Genomic DNA, 15,279 nt, shown 5'->3' with positions numbered 1-15,279 from the left:
GTGGCCGTCCGGGGGGCGGCTCCCCCTCCCGGCCGAGCACCGCCACTCCCAGCGCCGCGACGAGGAACCACGGGCAGACCACCGCCACCGTTCCCGACCAGCCCCAGGCACCGTAGGCCAGGCCGCCGAGGGTCCCCCCGACACTGCTGCCCAGGTAGTACGACAACCAGTAGACGGCGGCGGCCTGTCCGCGCGCCCACGGCGCGGCCCGGCGCCCCAACCACCCGTTCGCCGTCGCGTGGGAGGCGAAGAACCCGGCGGTCAGCACCACCAGGCCCACCACGACCACCAGCAGGTGCCCGGAGAGGGTGAGCAGGGTGCCGACCATGGTGACCCCGAGCGTGCCCCCCAGCACCCTCCTCGGTCCGAACCTGTCGGCCAGCCGCCCGGCGACGGGGGAACTCACGCTGCCGGCGGCGTAGGCGAGGAACACCAGCGAGGCGACCGCCGGCGCGACCAGGAACGGGGGTGCCGACAGCCGGAAGACGACGACGTTGTAGAGCGCGACGAAGCCCCCCATCCCGAGGGCGGCCACCAGGTAGGGCCCGTACAGCTCCCGCCTGGCCAGCGCCGCGCCGACGCCAGCCACCAGCACCCGCCCCCCGGTCCTGGCGGCTGGTGCCGGGCCGTCGCGGCGGGGGAGCAGCAGGACGAAGACCACCCCGCACGCCGTGGCCAGCAGGGTCACCACCGCGACACCGGTCCGCCAGTCGCTGAGCCCCGCCAGGACGCCGGCCACCAGCCTCCCCGCCATCCCCCCGAGGGTGTTGCCGGCGATGTAGAGGCCGATCATCGCCCCGAGGCCCCGGCCCCGGCCCCGCTCGGCGAGGTAGGCGGTGGCGGCGGCCGGGAGACCGGCGATCGCCACCCCCTGGGCGGCCCTGGCCGCCACCAGGAGCTCGAAGGTGGGAGCCAGCGGCACGAGGAACCCGATCCCCACGGCGGCGACCACCGCCCCGACCATCACCGGGCGGCGACCGAGCCGTTCCGACACCACGGCCAGCGGGAGGACGGCGAGGGCGAGACCGCCGGTCGCCGCGGACACCGCCAACGACGCCCCGCCCGGCCCCAGGCCGTACTCCTCGGACAGCTGCGGCAGGACCGGTTGCGGGCTGTAGAGCAGGGCGAACACCGCGAGCCCCGCCGCCAGCATCGCGACCGCGACCCGTCGCCGCTCCTGCTCGTCGGACCGCGCGGCCGGAGACGGCGCTCCGGGCGACGGGTCCCGCGTCCTTCCCACCCCGGAGACGCTAGGAAGCGCACACCCATTCGTCCAATGACTGGAACGGCATACATTCATCCTGTGGTGGATGACAAGTCAGCGGGCCTGGCCAGTGGCCTGGCGCCCCGGCTGGCCCTGCTCCGGGCGTTGGCGGAGGAACAACACATCACCCGGGTGGCCGAGCGGTTGCGGGTGCCCCAGCCCACCGTGAGCCGCTGGCTCGCCCGCCTCGGGGAGGAGCTGGGCACCCCGGTCGTCGTCCGGGCTGGGCGGGGGATCCGGCTCAGCAGGGCGGGGCTGGCCTTGGCCGAGTCGGCCGGGCACGCCCTGGCGGCGCTGGAGGCCGGCTGCCGGCGCGCGCTGGCCGACACCGACGGGGAGCAGGGGCTGGTCGCGCTGGCCTTCCTGCACACGCTCGGTGGACGCCCGGTCCCCGAGCTCTTGCGCGGGTACCGGGCTCGCCGCCCCTCGGTGCGCTTCAGCCTGGCCCAGGCGCCCCACGACACCATCCTCGACCGCCTTCGGGAGGGCGTCGTTGACCTCGGTCTGACCTCGCCGACGCCGACCGGGGACCCGGGCCTGACCTCGGCCGTGCTGTTCCACCAGCCGCTGGTCGTCGCCGTTCCCGAACGCCACCCGCTGGCGAAACGGCGCCGGGTCCGCATCGGTGAGCTGGCCGGGGAGGACTTCGTCGGTCTGGAGGTGGGCTTCGGTCTCCGCGCCATCACCGACGAGTTGTGCGCGGCCGCCGGCTTCCGCCCCCGGCTGGCCTTCGAGGGGCAGGAGACGGACACGGTGCTCGGGCTGGTGGCCGCCGAACTGGGCATCGCGTTGGTCCCGCAGGCGGACAGCGGGCCACCGGCCGGGGTGGTCGAGGTTCCGCTGAGCCCGGCCGCCCGGCGGACCGTCGGCCTGGTCTGGGCGACCGGACGGCCCCTCTCCCCCGCCGTCCGCGAGTTCCGGGACTTCGCACTGGGCCGAGGAACGCGGTGACGGGCGACCCGAGGGCGCCAGGCCGGTCACCCGTCAGGGGTCGCGAGCGCACCGGCCACCCGGTCAGCGCAGGAAGCCGCCGCCACCGCCGCCGTCCTCGCCGTTCTCCGCCTGCCGGCGGGCCTCGATGACCTCGTCGAGGGTGTAGCCCTCCTCGAACTGCTGGAAGATGTCCCGCATCTCGGTCATCTGGCTCTCCAACGCCCGGCGCACGTCCGGATCGTCGTACGCCCGGCCCTCCAGCACGTCCCGCCAGCTCAGCGTTCCGGCCTCCACCCTGGCCTGGAGCTCCCGCATCGCGGGATCGGCGTCGACGCGCTTCGCGGCCTCCTCCATCTGCCGGACGTCAGCCTCGGTGACCTGCGGCGGAGTCGGCGGCTGGAGCCGCTCCAACTCCCTGATCAGCTCGCGGCTCCTGGCCATCGCCTCCCCCAGCCGCGCCTCGGCCGCACGGACCTGCGGGGTCTTCCAGCTGTCCTGGTCGAATCCAGGAGACGTCATCACACCGTCCTTCGTCGTGGGTTCGGTGCCGGCCCGACCTCACGGGCCGGCGGTGCTCAGGAACCGCCGGGTTCGTCGCGTCCCCGGAACCGCTGCCACTCGTCGCGGCCGAACTCCCGGAAGTTCCGCCCGGCCTCGCTGAGGTTGCCACGTTCCTGTTCAGGCACCGCGTTCCAGGCGTGCTCGCCCGCCGAGCGCACCGCGCCACCAGGGTCGCTGATCGCCGTCTGCCCCGCGTTCCACACCGTGGAGGCTCCGTCCCGCGCCGCGTTCCAGGCCGAGCCGTCCCGCACCGCGTCGTAGGCGCCGCGCGCACCGTCCCATCCCTCGCGGGCCGCGTTGCCCACGTCCCGGGCGGCGTCGACGTGCTGGCCGATCCGCTCCTGGTACTGGTCCCGCGCCCAGCCCGTGACACCGTCCCTGGCGGCGCCATAGGCCGAGGAGGCGCCGTCGCGCACCGTCTGCCCCGGGTTCTCCCAGGCGTTCCTGAGGGCGTCGCGCCCCGACTCGTAGCCGTCCCGGACCGTGTCCCTGGCGTTCTGGTAGTCCTGCCGCAGGTCGGCACGCAGGTCGTCGGCCGCGTGCTGGAAGCCGCTCCGTCCGTTGCGTTCCTCGATCCGACGATCGCGGTACTCGTCGTAGTTGGAGCGGAAGTCGCGGGCGTCCCGACTCATGTCCCGCAGGTCCCTGGTCGCCGAGGAGGCGTTGTCCCGGATCGACGCGGCGTTGTCCCGGATGTTGCCGACCTCGTCGGAGATCTCCCGCACCTCGCCGCTGACCTCCGTCAGCAGGTCCACGGCGTCGGACACGCTCCGGACGTCCTTGATCTCGGCCAGCTTCGAGCCGATCGACTGCACGGACTCGAAGATCGCCTGCGCGCTCTCGATGATCGCCTGGATCGAGTCCACGATCGCGAGGATCTTCTGGTAGAGCTGGTAGGCGTCCCAGACCAGCTGGGCGGCCTTCACCCACCCGTAGGCCGGGATCCAGATCTTGGCGATCGCGTCGATCAGCTTTTGGACCAGCCAGTCGAGCAGGCGCAGGGCCTGCTTGGCGAGCGCCTTCGACCCCTCGGCGGTCTGGGTGAACGCCATCCCGATCAGCTTGGCGACACCCTGCTCGACGAGGAGCCCCCCGCCCCAGACGACCTTGATGAAGGTCTCGTGGGAGACCGCGGCCTCACCGTCCCATTCCTGCCGGACGGCCTCCACGTTCGAGTTCAACGCCTCGCGGAGCTGGCTGATGCCCTCGGCGACCTGGTTCCACGCCTCGCCGTTCGTGGCGATCTTGCCGAAGTCACCCGTGATCGGCATGATCACGCCCTCGACGATGCTCTGGCCGGTCACCTTCTGGAAGGCCCAGTCCACGCCGTAGACGCGCCAGCCGGCCTCCTGGACCATCGTCTCGATCGACTCGCCGGGATCGACGGGCTCCGGTGGCGACGCGAGTGCGGAGAGCGCGCTGGCATCCTGGTAGCTCATGGTGCGATTCCCCCAGTAGTACGAAAGCTGCTCGGACCGGCGGTCAGATGACCCGGTTGGCCTGTTCCATGATCTTGACCATCCGGTCCTGGACGGCCTGGTCGGCGGCGGCGTAGACCGCCGCGTTCCTCCGGATCCCGTCCGCGGTGCCGCCGAGCCTGTCCTGCCCGAAGTTCAGCGTCTCGCCGAACAGGGTGCTGACCAGGTCGACGCCCGGCTGCAGTATCGCGAGCAGGCCGGTGAAGCCGGACTTGTCGCAGCCGTACTGCAGGGCGTACTCGCGGAGCGCGTCGAAGGCTCCCTGGAGGTTCTCCAGGCTCTCCGCGTAGCCCTCCAGCGAGGCGACGTCGACCTGGAACTGCTCGCTCATTCCACTCCTCCTCGAAATCGGCGGTCAGGGCCGGCTCCGGCGCACCGCGCTCCGGTGCCTCCCCGGGGCGCGGGGGAACCCCGCGCCGCGCTCGTGGGCGGGCGGGAACGAACCGGCACCCGCGCCGCGCTCCACCGGTGCGGGTACCGCCCGGCGGAGGAGGTCGGCTCAGTCCGCCCCGCGCCGCCGGGACAGCGCCCCGGCCACCACGTGCGCGAGCACCGCCGCGAGGAGAGGCAGGAACACCAGGAACCCGACCTGCCACGTCCAGCCCCGGGACAGCACCTCACCGGCCCGCTCGACGTCCTCCGAGTACACCCGGATCCGGGCCCGCTCCTCGTCCGCGCAGTGCAGTTCGCCCGGCGCGGGCACCTGGGGCGTCCCCCGCCAGACGAGGTCGCCGTACTCCCTGGCGTAGGTGAGGCGCACCGTCTCCCAGCTGCCGTCGGCGCCCCGCACGGAACACCGGGTCACGGCCCCGGTCTCGGCGCGGTCCGCCGTGAGCAGCAGTTCGCCGCCGTCCCAGTCCAGGAACTCCATGTCGAAGCGCTGTTCCTCGCCGGTGTCCTGGTAGGCGGTGCTCTCGATGGCGCGGACGGCCCGGACCGTGTCCCGCCCGAACACCGTCGGGACGTAGACGAGGAACAGCTGGTACACGAGCACCCCGACGGAGACGGCGACCATCGCCAGCGTGAACCAGATCGCGTACTTCCCGCGCGGGGTTGTCGTCGTCACCTGACCGCTCTCACTCACACATCCCGGCCCCGCAGCCGGGGCCCCGGGCCACCACGGCGTCCAGAGTGGACCAGCGCCCGGGCGTCCCTTGTCACGTCCCCGGCGACTCTAGGCACCCCGGCCGGCCACCACGGGTGATACCGGAGGTAAGTGACCAGCGCCACAACCAGCCGGCGGAGACCTCCTCGCCGGCGGTCGGGCGTTCGGTGGAGCGGTCAGGTCGACGGTCAGCGGCGGGCCTGGCCCCGGACGAGGCTGACCAGCGTCCGCGCGGCGAACCCGCTCGCGCCGGTGGTCACCTCCGCGTAGTCGCGGTCGGCCCGGGCCGGACCAGCCACGTCGAGGTGCGCCCACCGCGTCGTGCCGGTGAACTCCCGGAGGAAGAGGGCCGCCGTGATGCCGCCCGGCCCCGGCGGGCACTGGCGCACGTCCCCGACCTCCCCCGCGACCTCGGAGGCGTACTCGTCGAGCAGCGGCATCCGCCACCACGCCTCGCCGACCGCCTCACCGGCGGACACCACGTCGCGCGCCAGTTCGTCGTCGTCGGTGAGGACCCCGCCGGTGCGCAGGCCGAGCGAGACCTTCATCGCGCCGGTCAGGGTGGCGACGTCCACCAGCACGTCGGCACCGAGGTCACCGACCGCGTAGGCGAGGGCGTCGGCCAGCACCAGGCGCCCCTCGGCGTCGGTGTTGGTGATCTCGGTGGTGGTCCCGCCGTAGTGGCGCACCACGTCCCCGGGCCGGTAGGAGGAACCGGACACGTGGTTCTCGGCGCAGGGCACCAACCCGGTGACCCGCACCGGCAGGCCGAGCCGGGCCACGGCGCGCACCGCCGCGATCACGGCGCCACCACCGGCCATGTCCGTCCGCATGAGGTGCATGCCCTCGGCAGGTTTCAGGGACAGCCCGCCGGTGTCGAAGGTGATGCCCTTCCCCACCAGCACGAGGTGCGGACCGGTGTCGCCCTCGGAGGGCCGCCAGGAGAGCTCGACCAGCCTGGGTGGACGGCGGGACCCACCGCCGACGGCGAGGACACCGCCGAAACCCCGGTCGCGCAACCAGGTCTCGTCCCGAACGGTCACCTCGAGACCGGGAACGTCCTCGGCGAGCAGCGCGGCCGAGTCGGCCAACCACCCGGGATCCTTGACGTTGGAGGGCGTGTTCGCGAGGTCCCTGGCCACCGAGGTGGCCTCGGCCAGGACACCCGCCTCGGCGAGGGCCTCCCCGGTGACCACCCGGTCCAGGGCCGCCGGCGGGCGGAGGAGGAAGGTCGGCGGGGTCAACCGGGTCTCGTCGGCGCTCACCCTGAACCGGTAGCCGCCGAGCAGCAGGCCGGTGGCCAGGGCGACGAGGGCGTCGCGGTCGGTCTCCTCCGGGAGGAGGGCGGTCACCTGGTCGGCGACCGGCTGTTCGGGTTCGGTCGCCCTGATGTCGCGGACCGCGCGGGCGAGGACGGCGCCGGCCCGCCGCCAGTCCGAGGCCGTTCCCTCGCCCACGCCCACGACCCACGTCGGTTCGGGCTCGGCGGGAACCAGCTGGACGGAGCCCGCCTTCCCGGTGAAACCGGCGGTGGTGAGCCAACGCTCGACGCCCTGGTACGTTCCGGGCAGGTCCGGCAGGCGCACCGCCTCCGCGTCGTCGACGCCGACGACGAACGCGGCGATCGCGCTCGGCCGGTCGCGGTCACCGCCGTCGAGGGCGACGGTCGGCAACGGAGTGGGGAACTGGCCCATGAGGTCCAGGGTGGACGGGGGAAGTGCGGACAACGGAAGATCTCCTCGTGACGCGGATGTCGTCTACTCCGGTGGTGGCGAGCTGGCGGGCTGGGGAACGCGGGTGACCCGGCGGGGGCCGACCACCCGGCCCCGGAGATGCCGAGGGCCCCGGCCGTGGAGCTGTACCGGGGCCCGACTCGCGTACTCGGGCGTCGCGGCGGGTGGGTGGACCCACCGAGCCTTCGCCGCGACGTCAGCCCGTAGCGGCCTTCAGCGCGTCGCCCAGGTCACTGGCCTCCTCCGCCGACATCTCGACGACGAGGCGCCCACCACCCTCGAGCGGAACGCGCATGACGATCCCGCGTCCCTCCTTCGTCACCTCGAGGGGACCGTCGCCGGTCCGGGGCTTCATGGCCGCCATAGCGTGCTCCCTCCATCAACAACTTCCACCTGACGTACCGCACCGTCCGCCGGTGACCGGGTCATTCTCCCCTATCGGCGGCGACCGGTGAAACCGAACCGGTCTCTTCGTGTCGCATGCGCTGGTCCACAGGTGCTGGTAGGGCGGGCCCGGAGGTGCCAGACTCGGGTGTCGTGCGGGCAGGCTCGGCGATCTTCGACCACTTCGGCGGACACCTCCGCCGAAGTGGTGGTGCCGCCACGATCGCGGCGCCGCCCAGGTTGGGGGAACCCCTCGGTTTCGCCGGTCCCGCGGTGCGAACGGCGGTCTCCCGCACGGTCCGGCAGCGGTGGTTGCGCCCGACGCGGCCGCCGTCCGGGCCGGGTCACTCGCTGACGCCGAAGGCGGAACGGCGGTGGGACGAGGCAGGCCGCCGGGAGGACCCACCGCACCCGGGACCGGAGGTGGCACGGGCACTGGCATCTCCTGGTGCTCCCCGGCGTGTCGGACCGCCACCGCCGGGAACGGATCGTCGCCTCGCTCAGGTGGCTCGGCCACGGCGAGGGGCAACCGCCGGTGCGGGCGGCGCCCCGCCCGTCGTCGGAACTCCCGGACCTCCTCGCACCAGCGACGACGCCACGGCCAGCGCGGTGCTCGCCGGCCACCCGGGGTCCGGCCCCGCGCTGGGCGACCGCGCCTGTGACCTGGTGGGCCTGTCCCGCGACGACGTGGCGTGCTGGCGACCGCTGACCCCGGCGGTGGAGGAGTCGCGGGAACCTCCCGCCTCCGCCGCCCTCCAGGGGCTGTCGCGCGACGGGCGCACGTTCCTCTTCCACGCCCCGGGCTTGCCGGCCGCCCTGCTCCCGGCGGGCTGGAGCGGTCACCGCACCGCCGAGTTCCCCGAGCGGTGGACCGCCCGCCTCTCCCCGGCGGCCGGCCGCTCCGTCGAGAGGTGCCCGGCCGCCCCACCGCCGGCCGCCCCCTCCCCGTGACGGCGTTCTCGCTCCCCCTCCCGTGACACCGAGACGACTTCCGTGACACCGAGACGAACAGGAAGGCACCGCATGTCCGCAGAGAGCCCGGAACCAGTGCTGCTGGTCGACGACGCCGCCGGAGTGCGCACCCTGCTGCTCAACCGGCCGGCGGCGTTCAACTCGCTCACCCTGGAGTTGAAGGAGTCGCTGCTCGGTTCGTTACGGGCGGCGTCCCAGGACAGCTCCATCCGCGCGGTCGTGATCAGCGGAGCGGGGGACGCGTTCTGCGCCGGCCAGGACCTCAAGGAGCACGTCGAGGCCCTCCAGCGCGGTGACGGCTCGTCCTCGACCACGGTGGAACGGCACTACAACCCGCTGATCGAGACGATCACCGGGATGCCGAAACCCGTGATCGCGGCGGTGAACGGGGCGGCGGCGGGAGCGGGCGCGTCCCTGGCCTGCGCAGCGGACCTCCGCATCGCCGACCGGTCGGCCAGGTTCCTGATGGCCTTCGCGAACGTGGGGCTCTCCGCCGACTCGGGGGCGTCCTGGACCTTGCCAAGACTCATCGGTTACGGGCGGGCGATGGAGATGATGCTGCTGGCCCAGCCCGTCGGGGCCGAGGAGGCACTGGCCGTGGGGCTGGTCAACCGCCTGGTCCCGGACGGGACGGCCCTGCGGGCCGCCCAGGAACTGGCGGCCCGGATGGCCACCGGCCCGACCGCGTCCTTCGCGGCGCTCAAGGAGGCACTGCGGCTGGGGGCCGCCAGCCCCCTCCCCGACGCGCTGGCGAGCGAGGCCCGGCTCCAGCACGAGGCGGGGAGTAGCGCCGACCACCGGGAGGCGGTGGAGGCGTTCGTGGCCAAACGCCCGCCCCGGTTCGCCGGGAACTGACGGTCGACACCGGACGGCGGCCGGGCTCGGACCACGCGGAGCGGTGCTCACCGCGGCGTCCCGGCCCTGGTGCCGCTCAACCCGCCTCTCGCCGGCACAACTCGGCCAGCCGCTGGCCCGAACGACGCAGTCCCCAGGCGAACCCGGGTCGCACCGCCGGCCATCCCCACCGGCCCAGCGGACCGAAGGGCAGGACCAGCCGTTCGCTCCAGAGGAACGTCGACGCCGCCGGTCCCCGCGCGACGACCTCGAAGATGCCCTCGCCGCGCACGAGCCGACCGGTGTGCCGGACCACGCAGCGGTGCGGCGGGGACCACTCGGTGATCTCCATCGGGTCCAGCGCGCCCAGGCCGCCGACCCCGGTGAAGGCGACCATGCGGGAGCCAGTACCACGCCCGTCACCCGAGACCAGGTGCACCTCGGTGCCGAGCATCCACTCCCGCTGCCGGGGCCAGTCGGTGACCACCGACCACACCACCTCGGCGGAGGCCTCGATGTCCACGCTCTCCTTCACCGTGGCCGTGTTCATCGGATGTCGCCTCCCTGTTCCGCTCCCGGTTCCCGCCCCGGACCACCTCGGCCCTCACACTGGCCCTCGGCGGGTTCCGGTTCCCGCCGCGGGTCCTCGCACCGCGCGAGTCTCGCCTCCAGCCCGGCGACCCGAGCGCGCAGGCGGTCCAGCTCGTCCGCCACCTCCGCCAGCGCCCAGTCCACCTCGGTCATCCGGTACCCGCGGACCGCCTGTTGGAACCGCAGCGCGCGGATGTCGGCCCCGGTCGGCGCCCGCTCCGGCAGCGTGGTCGGCGTGACGCCGGGCGGCAGCGGGGCGAGTTCCTCGCCTCGGCCGAAGACCAGCGAAGCCAGCAGGAAGACCACGGCGGCCACCATCGCCACGATCAGGAAGTAGACAAACAGAGTGGTCACGGCACCACATCGTGGCACGAGCCGGGTGGGTCCCGCCGGATGGCGGCGCGACCGGTGGTCAGCGGCCGGCGGACGGGCTCGGGGTCAGGCGCGCGCGGCCTTCGACTCGGAGCTGAGGACGCCCTCGATGGCGGCGGTGAACTCCCGCCAGGCGGCCCGTTCCGCGGTCAGCGCGCGTTCCCCGGTCGAGGTCAGCCGGTAGGTGCGGCGTTTGCGCCCCGCCACCGTGCTCCAGGCGCTGCGTACGCACCCGGCCCGTTCCAGCCGGCGGAGCGCCGGGTACACGGTGCCGGTGGGCAGGTCGAGAGCACCTCCACTGCGCAGCTGCAACGCCTCGATGATCGCGTACCCGTGGAGCTGCCGGCCGTCGAGGGTCGCAAGCAGCAAAGCGTCCAGATGTCCACGGAGTGCGTCCGACTTCACAATGAGAAGTCTAATGCGTAGCGCTGCGTGGCCGGTAGCGACGCTACCCATCCAGCGCGGCCCGGCGGTCCGTCCGGGCGACGGCGGTCACGACCCGGCGGACGGCGCGGTGACCCCCCGGCGTCCGCGGTGCCCGCCGACCAGGTGGCCACGGTCCGCTGCTGTCACCGCCAGCCCCGATTTTTCCCCCGAAGGGAGGAAATCCGCTGACAGTTTGTAACCGCTTCGAGTGACCTGCGTTCAGCGGGGCCGAGTTGGGGGACTCGGTGTCACCGCCAGCGCCCCGACGGGCGCGGCCGCCCCGGCGCCCCGAGCCGCGCCGGCCCTGTCCGGCTCAGCGCAGGGCCCGCAGCACGCTCGCGGGAGGGCGGCTCCCCCTGATCGAGGCCGTCATCTCCAGCACCTTCCTGGTGCGGGCCACCTCGTGCGCCCGGAAGACCGCGGCGCCCTGCCAAGCGGCCACGGCCGTCGCGGCCAGCGTCCCGTCCACCCTGTCCTCGGTCGCCGCGTCGAGGGTCTCACCGATGAAGTCCTTGTTCGACAGGGCCATCAACACCGGCCAGCCGGTGTCCACCAGCCGGTCCAGCCGCCGCAGCAGGGCGAGGCCGTGCCAGGTGTTCTTCCCGAAGTCGTGGGTGGGGTCGATCAGGATCCCCTCCCGGGGGACCCCGGCCCTGGCCAACGCCTCCGCCCGCGCCGCCAACTCCTCGGCGACCTCCTCCACCACGTCCGCGTAGCGCACCCGGTGCGGATCGGTCCTCGGCGCGAGACCACCGGTGTGCGAACAGACCACCCCGACGCCGAACTCCGCCGCCACCTCGGCCAGCCTGGGGTCGGCGCCGGCCCACGTGTCGTTGAGCAGGTCGGCCCCGGCCCGGCACACCTCCGCGGCGACCTCGTGGCGCCAGGTGTCCACGCTGATCGCCAGGTCCGGGTACCGCGCACGCACGGCGCGCACGAACGGAACGACCCGGGCGGTCTCCTCCGCCACGTCGACCCGCTCCCCCTGGGCCCCGGCTCGGACACCCCCGATGTCCACGAGGTCCGCCCCCTCGGTGACCGCGCGGTCCACCGCGGCCATCGCCGCCGGCTCGGCGAAGGTCGCACCCCGGTCGTAGAAGGAATCCCTGGTCCGGTTGACGATCGCCATGACCAGGGGCCGGTCGCCGTGCATCTCCCGAGAGCCGAGCCGTAACCGCACGGCTCGATCGTGCCATGACGACGGCCGGCGTCCTCGTCCGTCCTCGCGCCCGCCGAACGGCGTCGTGCCGGTCAGTGGGTCTCCTCCCACGCCTGGTAGGCCTCCTCGACCACCCGGACCGCGTCGTCGATGTCGTCGGTCAGGTGGAGGAGCGCGAGGTCGCGGACGCCGATCTTCCCGCCGGCCTGCACGGAGTCGCGGAGCCAGTCGTAGAGCCCCTGCCAGTAGCGGCGTCCGAACAGGACCACCGGGAACTTGGTGACCTTCTTCGTCTGCACCAACGTCAGCGCCTCGAACAGCTCGTCGAGGGTGCCGAAGCCGCCGGGGAGCCCGATGAAGGCCTGCGAGTACTTGACGAACATCGTCTTGCGGGCGAAGAAGTACCGGAAGTTGACCCCGAGGTCCACCCACGGGTTCAGGCCCTGCTCGAAGGGGAGTTCGATCCCCAGCCCGACCGAGTAGCCACCCGCCTCGGAACAGCCCCGGTTCACCGCCTCCATCGCGCCGGGACCACCACCGGTGATGACGGCGAACCCGGCGTCGGCCAGCGCGGCACCCACGGCCCGGCCGACCGCGTACTCGGGGTCGTCCCGCGAGGTCCGGGCCGAGCCGAACACGGTGACCGCCTTGGGCAGTTCGGCGAGCGCTCCGAAACCCTCCACGAACTCCGCCTGGATGCGCAGCACCCGCCACGGGTCGGTGTGCACCCAGTCCGAGGGGCCCCGGGAGTCCAACAACCGCTGGTCGGTGGTCGTGGTCTCCCTGCCGCGCGTCCGCCGCAGGACGACGGGGCCCTGCTGCGTCTGGGCGAGCTCAGCCGGTGGGGTGCCGTTGCCGGGGGCGGCCGCGTTCTCCGTGCTCATGCTGGTCACCCTACGGACACGTGCTCGAGAAGCGGGCGGTTCGACCGGACGGGGAGCGGATGCCCCACCATCGGCGGAACACCGATCGGCTGGGCGGACGGGCCGGGCGAACGCGGGCGGGGGGAACGTCGCTCCCCCGGCCGCGACCGCTGGTCTCGCGGGGAGGGCGCCGGTTCAGGCCAGGTAGCGGCGGAGCACGTCGGCGCAGCGGGTGATGTCGGCGGCCCGGATGTGCTCCTCCCTGGTGTGCGCCAGCGTCGGGTCACCGGGACCGAAGTTGACGGCGGGCATCCCCCTGGCCGCGAACCGGGCGACGTCGGTCCACCCGAGCTTCGCCACGGGAGTCCCTCCCGCCGCCTCCACCAGTTCCCGGGCCGCCGGCTCCCCCAGACCGGGCAGCGCGCCACTGGCCCGGTCCACCACCCGGACCTCGAAGCCCTCGAAGACCGACCGCAGGTGCCCCTCGGCGTCGGCGACCGAGCGGTCGGGGGCGAACCGGTGGTTGACGGTGATCACGCAGCTGTCCGGCACGACGTTGCCGGCGACACCGCCGGTCACCGACACCGCCTGGAGCCCCTCGCGGTACTCGCAGCCGTCAATGTCCACCCGCCTGGGTTCGTACTCGGCCAGCCTCCGCAGGATCTCCGCCGCGCCGTGGATGGCGTTCTCCCCCATCCAGGCGCGCGCCGTGTGGGCGCGCCGCCCCGTCGTGGTGACCTCGACCCGCATGGTGCCCTGGCAGCCCGCCTCGACCACCGCGTTCGAGGGCTCGGCGACGACGGCGAGGTCCCCGTCCAGCCAGTCGGGGAGCTCCCGTTCGATCCTCGTGAGGCCGTTCCGGCTGGCGTCGACCTCCTCGCAGTCGTAGAAGACGAAGGTGAGGTCCAGCCGGGGTGACACGCACCCGGCGGCCAGCCCGAGCAGGACCGCGTCGCCGCCCTTCATGTCCACCGTCCCGCAGCCGTGGAGCACCTGGTCGGGGCCGCTGCCGGTGCGGCGCAGCGGGAGGTTGCCGTTGACGGGAACGGTGTCGAGGTGCCCGGCGAGCACGACCCGCCCCGGACGGCCGAGGTTCGTCCTCGCCAGCACCGCGTTGCCGTTGCGCACGATCTCCAGGTGGCCTGCCTGCCGGCGCAGGGCGGTCTCCACCGCGTCCGCGATGGCCGCCTCCTCCCCCGACACGCTGGGCACGTCGACGAGGGCTGCGGTGAGCTCGACGGGATCGGCGCTGAGGTCCAGGTCTGTCACGCCACCGGACAGTACCCACCCGGGGCACGGGTGGGCGGGCACGGGGAGCGGCGAACGGCGTCCCGGGCTTCTCGGCACCCGAGGTCGGGTGCCGACGGTGGGTTACCGTTGCCGGCGTGAGCAGTGACGTCACTTCCCAGGAGAGCGGCGCCTACGGCGTCGGACTGGCCACCATCGCCGACGACGGGACCGTGCTGGACACCTGGTTCCCCTTCGTCAGACTCGCCGAGACCGACGAGGCCGGCTCGCGGGTCCTCACCGCCCAGGAGTGCGGCGAGGAGCTGGGCTCCGCCGCCGTCGACCTGCTCGGCCCCGACGAGGCGCGTGGCGTGCGCGTCGAGGCCGTCCGGACCACCATCGGTTCCCTCGCCGAGGCGCCCGTCGACACGCACGACGTGTACCTGCGGCTGCACCTGCTGTCGATGACCCTCGTGCGCCCCCACGGGCTGAGCCTCGACGGGCTGTTCGGGCTGTTGGCCAACGTGGTGTGGACCAACCACGGGCCGGCCCGGGTCGACGGCTTCGAGGCGACCCGGCTGCGGTTGCGGTCCCGGGGTCCGGTCACGGTGTACAGCCAGGACAAGTTCCCGCGCATGGTCGACTACGTCGTCCCGTCGGGCGTCCGGATCGGGGACGCCGACCGGGTGCGCCTCGGCGCGCACCTGGCTCCCGGCACGACCGTCATGCACGAGGGCTTCGTCAACTTCAACGCCGGCACGCTGGGCGCCTCCATGGTCGAGGGCAGGGTGTCCGCGGGTGTCGTGGTGGGTGACGGTTCCGACCTGGGTGGTGGCGCCTCCGTGATGGGAACGCTCTCCGGTGGGGGCCGGGAGGTCATCAGCATCGGGGAACGCTGCCTGGTCGGGGCGAACGCCGGGATCGGGATCTCGCTCGGCGACGACTGCGTGGTCGAGGCCGGGCTGTACGTCACCGCCGGCACCAAGGTCACCCTGCCCGACGGTGTGCTGGTGCGCGCCAGCGACCTCTCCGGTCGGTCCGGGCTGCTGTTCCGCCGGAACTCCACCACCGGCGCCGTCGAGGTCCGCCCCCGGGAGGGCGGCGCGGTGGAGCTGAACAGCGTCCTGCACGCCAACGACTGACGTTCTCCGCCCGCCGTTGGCGCCGGGACGGGGGCCGAACGCCCGCGTCCTGGCGCCGACCGGGTGTCCCGCACGCCCCGGTTGGCGCGTCCCGCCTCCGCCCCTGGTCCGCCCGGGCGGCCCCGGGAGCGCCCCGGAGCCGCTGCCACCGCCGGCCGCCCCGCCGACCCCTCCACCGACGCCCGTCCCCGTCCCGACGAGGGCGCGGGGCCCCGGACCCCCGTCAGAGGCGGGG

General features: G+C 73.6%; 17 protein-coding genes and 1 pseudogene. 5 read left to right on the top strand and 13 right to left on the bottom strand.

Annotated elements, in window-relative coordinates; all coding sequences use genetic code 11:
* On the bottom strand, positions 1 to 1,240 hold a 1,240-nt coding region (locus ACTIDRAF_RS0212680; protein WP_245533527.1), incomplete at its 3' end, for an MFS transporter.
* A gap of 66 nt (positions 1,241 to 1,306) precedes the next feature.
* On the opposite strand from ACTIDRAF_RS0212680, the gene ACTIDRAF_RS0212675 reads away from it, so the two are divergent.
* Positions 1,307 to 2,215, top strand: coding sequence for a LysR family transcriptional regulator (locus ACTIDRAF_RS0212675; protein WP_245533526.1), 909 nt, complete (start codon positions 1,307 to 1,309; stop codon positions 2,213 to 2,215).
* 63 nt (positions 2,216 to 2,278) lie between these two features.
* On the opposite strand, the gene ACTIDRAF_RS0212670 is transcribed toward ACTIDRAF_RS0212675, so the two are convergent.
* The 6 genes from ACTIDRAF_RS0212670 to ACTIDRAF_RS32825 all read right to left on the bottom strand — a co-directional run bounded on the left by ACTIDRAF_RS0212670 (position 2,279) and on the right by ACTIDRAF_RS32825 (position 7,438).
* Complete coding sequence (locus ACTIDRAF_RS0212670) at positions 2,279 to 2,716, bottom strand: hypothetical protein (protein ID WP_016699116.1); 438 nt, start codon at positions 2,714 to 2,716, stop codon at positions 2,279 to 2,281.
* Positions 2,717 to 2,772: 56 nt separating this feature from the next.
* On the bottom strand, positions 2,773 to 4,197 hold the full coding sequence (locus ACTIDRAF_RS0212665) for a hypothetical protein (RefSeq protein WP_026066041.1): 1,425 nt from the start codon (positions 4,195 to 4,197) through the stop codon (positions 2,773 to 2,775).
* 43 nt (positions 4,198 to 4,240) lie between these two features.
* Entirely contained in the window at positions 4,241 to 4,567 is a 327-nt protein-coding gene (locus ACTIDRAF_RS28600) for a hypothetical protein (RefSeq protein WP_016699115.1), read from the bottom strand.
* Positions 4,568 to 4,735: 168 nt separating this feature from the next.
* Positions 4,736 to 5,302, bottom strand: coding sequence for a hypothetical protein (locus tag ACTIDRAF_RS0212655; RefSeq protein ID WP_016699114.1), 567 nt, complete (start codon positions 5,300 to 5,302; stop codon positions 4,736 to 4,738).
* Positions 5,303 to 5,529: 227 nt separating this feature from the next.
* Positions 5,530 to 7,035: a leucyl aminopeptidase family protein gene (locus ACTIDRAF_RS0212650; protein WP_052168811.1), complete on the bottom strand. Its 1,506-nt coding sequence runs from the start codon at positions 7,033 to 7,035 to the stop codon at positions 5,530 to 5,532.
* A gap of 235 nt (positions 7,036 to 7,270) precedes the next feature.
* A complete protein-coding gene (locus ACTIDRAF_RS32825; protein ID WP_016699112.1) occupies positions 7,271 to 7,438 on the bottom strand; it encodes a DUF3117 domain-containing protein in 168 nt (55 codons plus the stop codon).
* A gap of 116 nt (positions 7,439 to 7,554) precedes the next feature.
* On the opposite strand from ACTIDRAF_RS32825, the pseudogene ACTIDRAF_RS35580 reads away from it, so the two are divergent.
* From ACTIDRAF_RS35580 to ACTIDRAF_RS0212635, 3 genes and pseudogenes are all read left to right on the top strand, one after another.
* Positions 7,555 to 7,773, top strand: a pseudogene (locus ACTIDRAF_RS35580) (hypothetical protein); the annotation flags it as partial.
* Positions 7,774 to 8,067: 294 nt separating this feature from the next.
* Positions 8,068 to 8,409, top strand: a complete 342-nt coding sequence (locus ACTIDRAF_RS34515) for a PaaX family transcriptional regulator C-terminal domain-containing protein (protein WP_016699111.1) — start codon at positions 8,068 to 8,070, stop codon at positions 8,407 to 8,409.
* A 72-nt stretch (positions 8,410 to 8,481) separates the two neighbouring features.
* Positions 8,482 to 9,285: an enoyl-CoA hydratase/isomerase family protein gene (locus tag ACTIDRAF_RS0212635; protein ID WP_039787069.1), complete on the top strand. Its 804-nt coding sequence runs from the start codon at positions 8,482 to 8,484 to the stop codon at positions 9,283 to 9,285.
* Positions 9,286 to 9,361: 76 nt separating this feature from the next.
* Here ACTIDRAF_RS0212635 and ACTIDRAF_RS0212630 read toward each other — a convergent pair whose 3' ends face one another.
* The 6 genes from ACTIDRAF_RS0212630 to dapE all read right to left on the bottom strand — a co-directional run bounded on the left by ACTIDRAF_RS0212630 (position 9,362) and on the right by dapE (position 13,944).
* The gene (locus tag ACTIDRAF_RS0212630) at positions 9,362 to 9,814 is read right to left on the bottom strand and encodes an SRPBCC family protein (RefSeq protein ID WP_016699109.1); all 453 of its coding nucleotides are present in this window, start codon (positions 9,812 to 9,814) and stop codon (positions 9,362 to 9,364) included.
* The gene (locus ACTIDRAF_RS0212625) at positions 9,811 to 10,209 is read right to left on the bottom strand and encodes a DivIVA domain-containing protein (protein ID WP_016699108.1); all 399 of its coding nucleotides are present in this window, start codon (positions 10,207 to 10,209) and stop codon (positions 9,811 to 9,813) included. The genes ACTIDRAF_RS0212630 and ACTIDRAF_RS0212625 overlap by 4 nt, the downstream gene beginning before the upstream one ends.
* An 84-nt stretch (positions 10,210 to 10,293) precedes the next feature.
* Entirely contained in the window at positions 10,294 to 10,632 is a 339-nt protein-coding gene (locus ACTIDRAF_RS0212620; protein WP_026066040.1) for a PadR family transcriptional regulator, read from the bottom strand.
* Positions 10,633 to 10,966: 334 nt separating this feature from the next.
* Positions 10,967 to 11,806: a dihydropteroate synthase gene (gene folP, locus ACTIDRAF_RS0212615; RefSeq protein WP_016699106.1), complete on the bottom strand. Its 840-nt coding sequence runs from the start codon at positions 11,804 to 11,806 to the stop codon at positions 10,967 to 10,969.
* 98 nt (positions 11,807 to 11,904) lie between these two features.
* The gene (locus ACTIDRAF_RS0212610; RefSeq protein WP_039787071.1) at positions 11,905 to 12,696 is read right to left on the bottom strand and encodes an LOG family protein; all 792 of its coding nucleotides are present in this window, start codon (positions 12,694 to 12,696) and stop codon (positions 11,905 to 11,907) included.
* Between the two features lie 174 nt (positions 12,697 to 12,870).
* The gene (gene dapE, locus ACTIDRAF_RS0212605; protein WP_016699104.1) at positions 12,871 to 13,944 is read right to left on the bottom strand and encodes a succinyl-diaminopimelate desuccinylase; all 1,074 of its coding nucleotides are present in this window, start codon (positions 13,942 to 13,944) and stop codon (positions 12,871 to 12,873) included.
* A 116-nt stretch (positions 13,945 to 14,060) separates the two neighbouring features.
* Between dapE and dapD the strand changes: the two genes are divergently transcribed.
* Entirely contained in the window at positions 14,061 to 15,044 is a 984-nt protein-coding gene (gene dapD, locus ACTIDRAF_RS0212600) for a 2,3,4,5-tetrahydropyridine-2,6-dicarboxylate N-succinyltransferase (RefSeq protein WP_016699103.1), read from the top strand.
* Positions 15,045 to 15,279 lie beyond the last annotated feature (235 nt).

Origin of the sequence: Actinoalloteichus spitiensis RMV-1378 (genome assembly GCF_000239155.1) — a bacterium.
GTDB lineage: Bacteria > Actinomycetota > Actinomycetes > Mycobacteriales > Pseudonocardiaceae > Actinoalloteichus_B > Actinoalloteichus_B spitiensis.
This window is presented reverse-complemented; position numbering and strand designations above follow the sequence as displayed.

Coding starts and splice junctions, on each gene's coding strand:
- ACTIDRAF_RS0212670 (WP_016699116.1), bottom strand. CDS start 2,716: ATGACGTCTCCTGGATTCGACCAGGACAGCTGGAAGACCCCGCAGGTC.
- ACTIDRAF_RS0212665 (WP_026066041.1), bottom strand. CDS start 4,197: ATGAGCTACCAGGATGCCAGCGCGCTCTCCGCACTCGCGTCGCCACCG.
- ACTIDRAF_RS28600 (WP_016699115.1), bottom strand. CDS start 4,567: ATGAGCGAGCAGTTCCAGGTCGACGTCGCCTCGCTGGAGGGCTACGCG.
- ACTIDRAF_RS0212650 (WP_052168811.1), bottom strand. CDS start 7,035: ATGGGCCAGTTCCCCACTCCGTTGCCGACCGTCGCCCTCGACGGCGGT.
- ACTIDRAF_RS32825 (WP_016699112.1), bottom strand. CDS start 7,438: ATGGCGGCCATGAAGCCCCGGACCGGCGACGGTCCCCTCGAGGTGACG.
- ACTIDRAF_RS0212635 (WP_039787069.1), top strand. CDS start 8,482: ATGTCCGCAGAGAGCCCGGAACCAGTGCTGCTGGTCGACGACGCCGCC.
- ACTIDRAF_RS0212630 (WP_016699109.1), bottom strand. CDS start 9,814: ATGAACACGGCCACGGTGAAGGAGAGCGTGGACATCGAGGCCTCCGCC.
- folP (WP_016699106.1), bottom strand. CDS start 11,806: ATGCACGGCGACCGGCCCCTGGTCATGGCGATCGTCAACCGGACCAGG.
- ACTIDRAF_RS0212610 (WP_039787071.1), bottom strand. CDS start 12,696: ATGAGCACGGAGAACGCGGCCGCCCCCGGCAACGGCACCCCACCGGCT.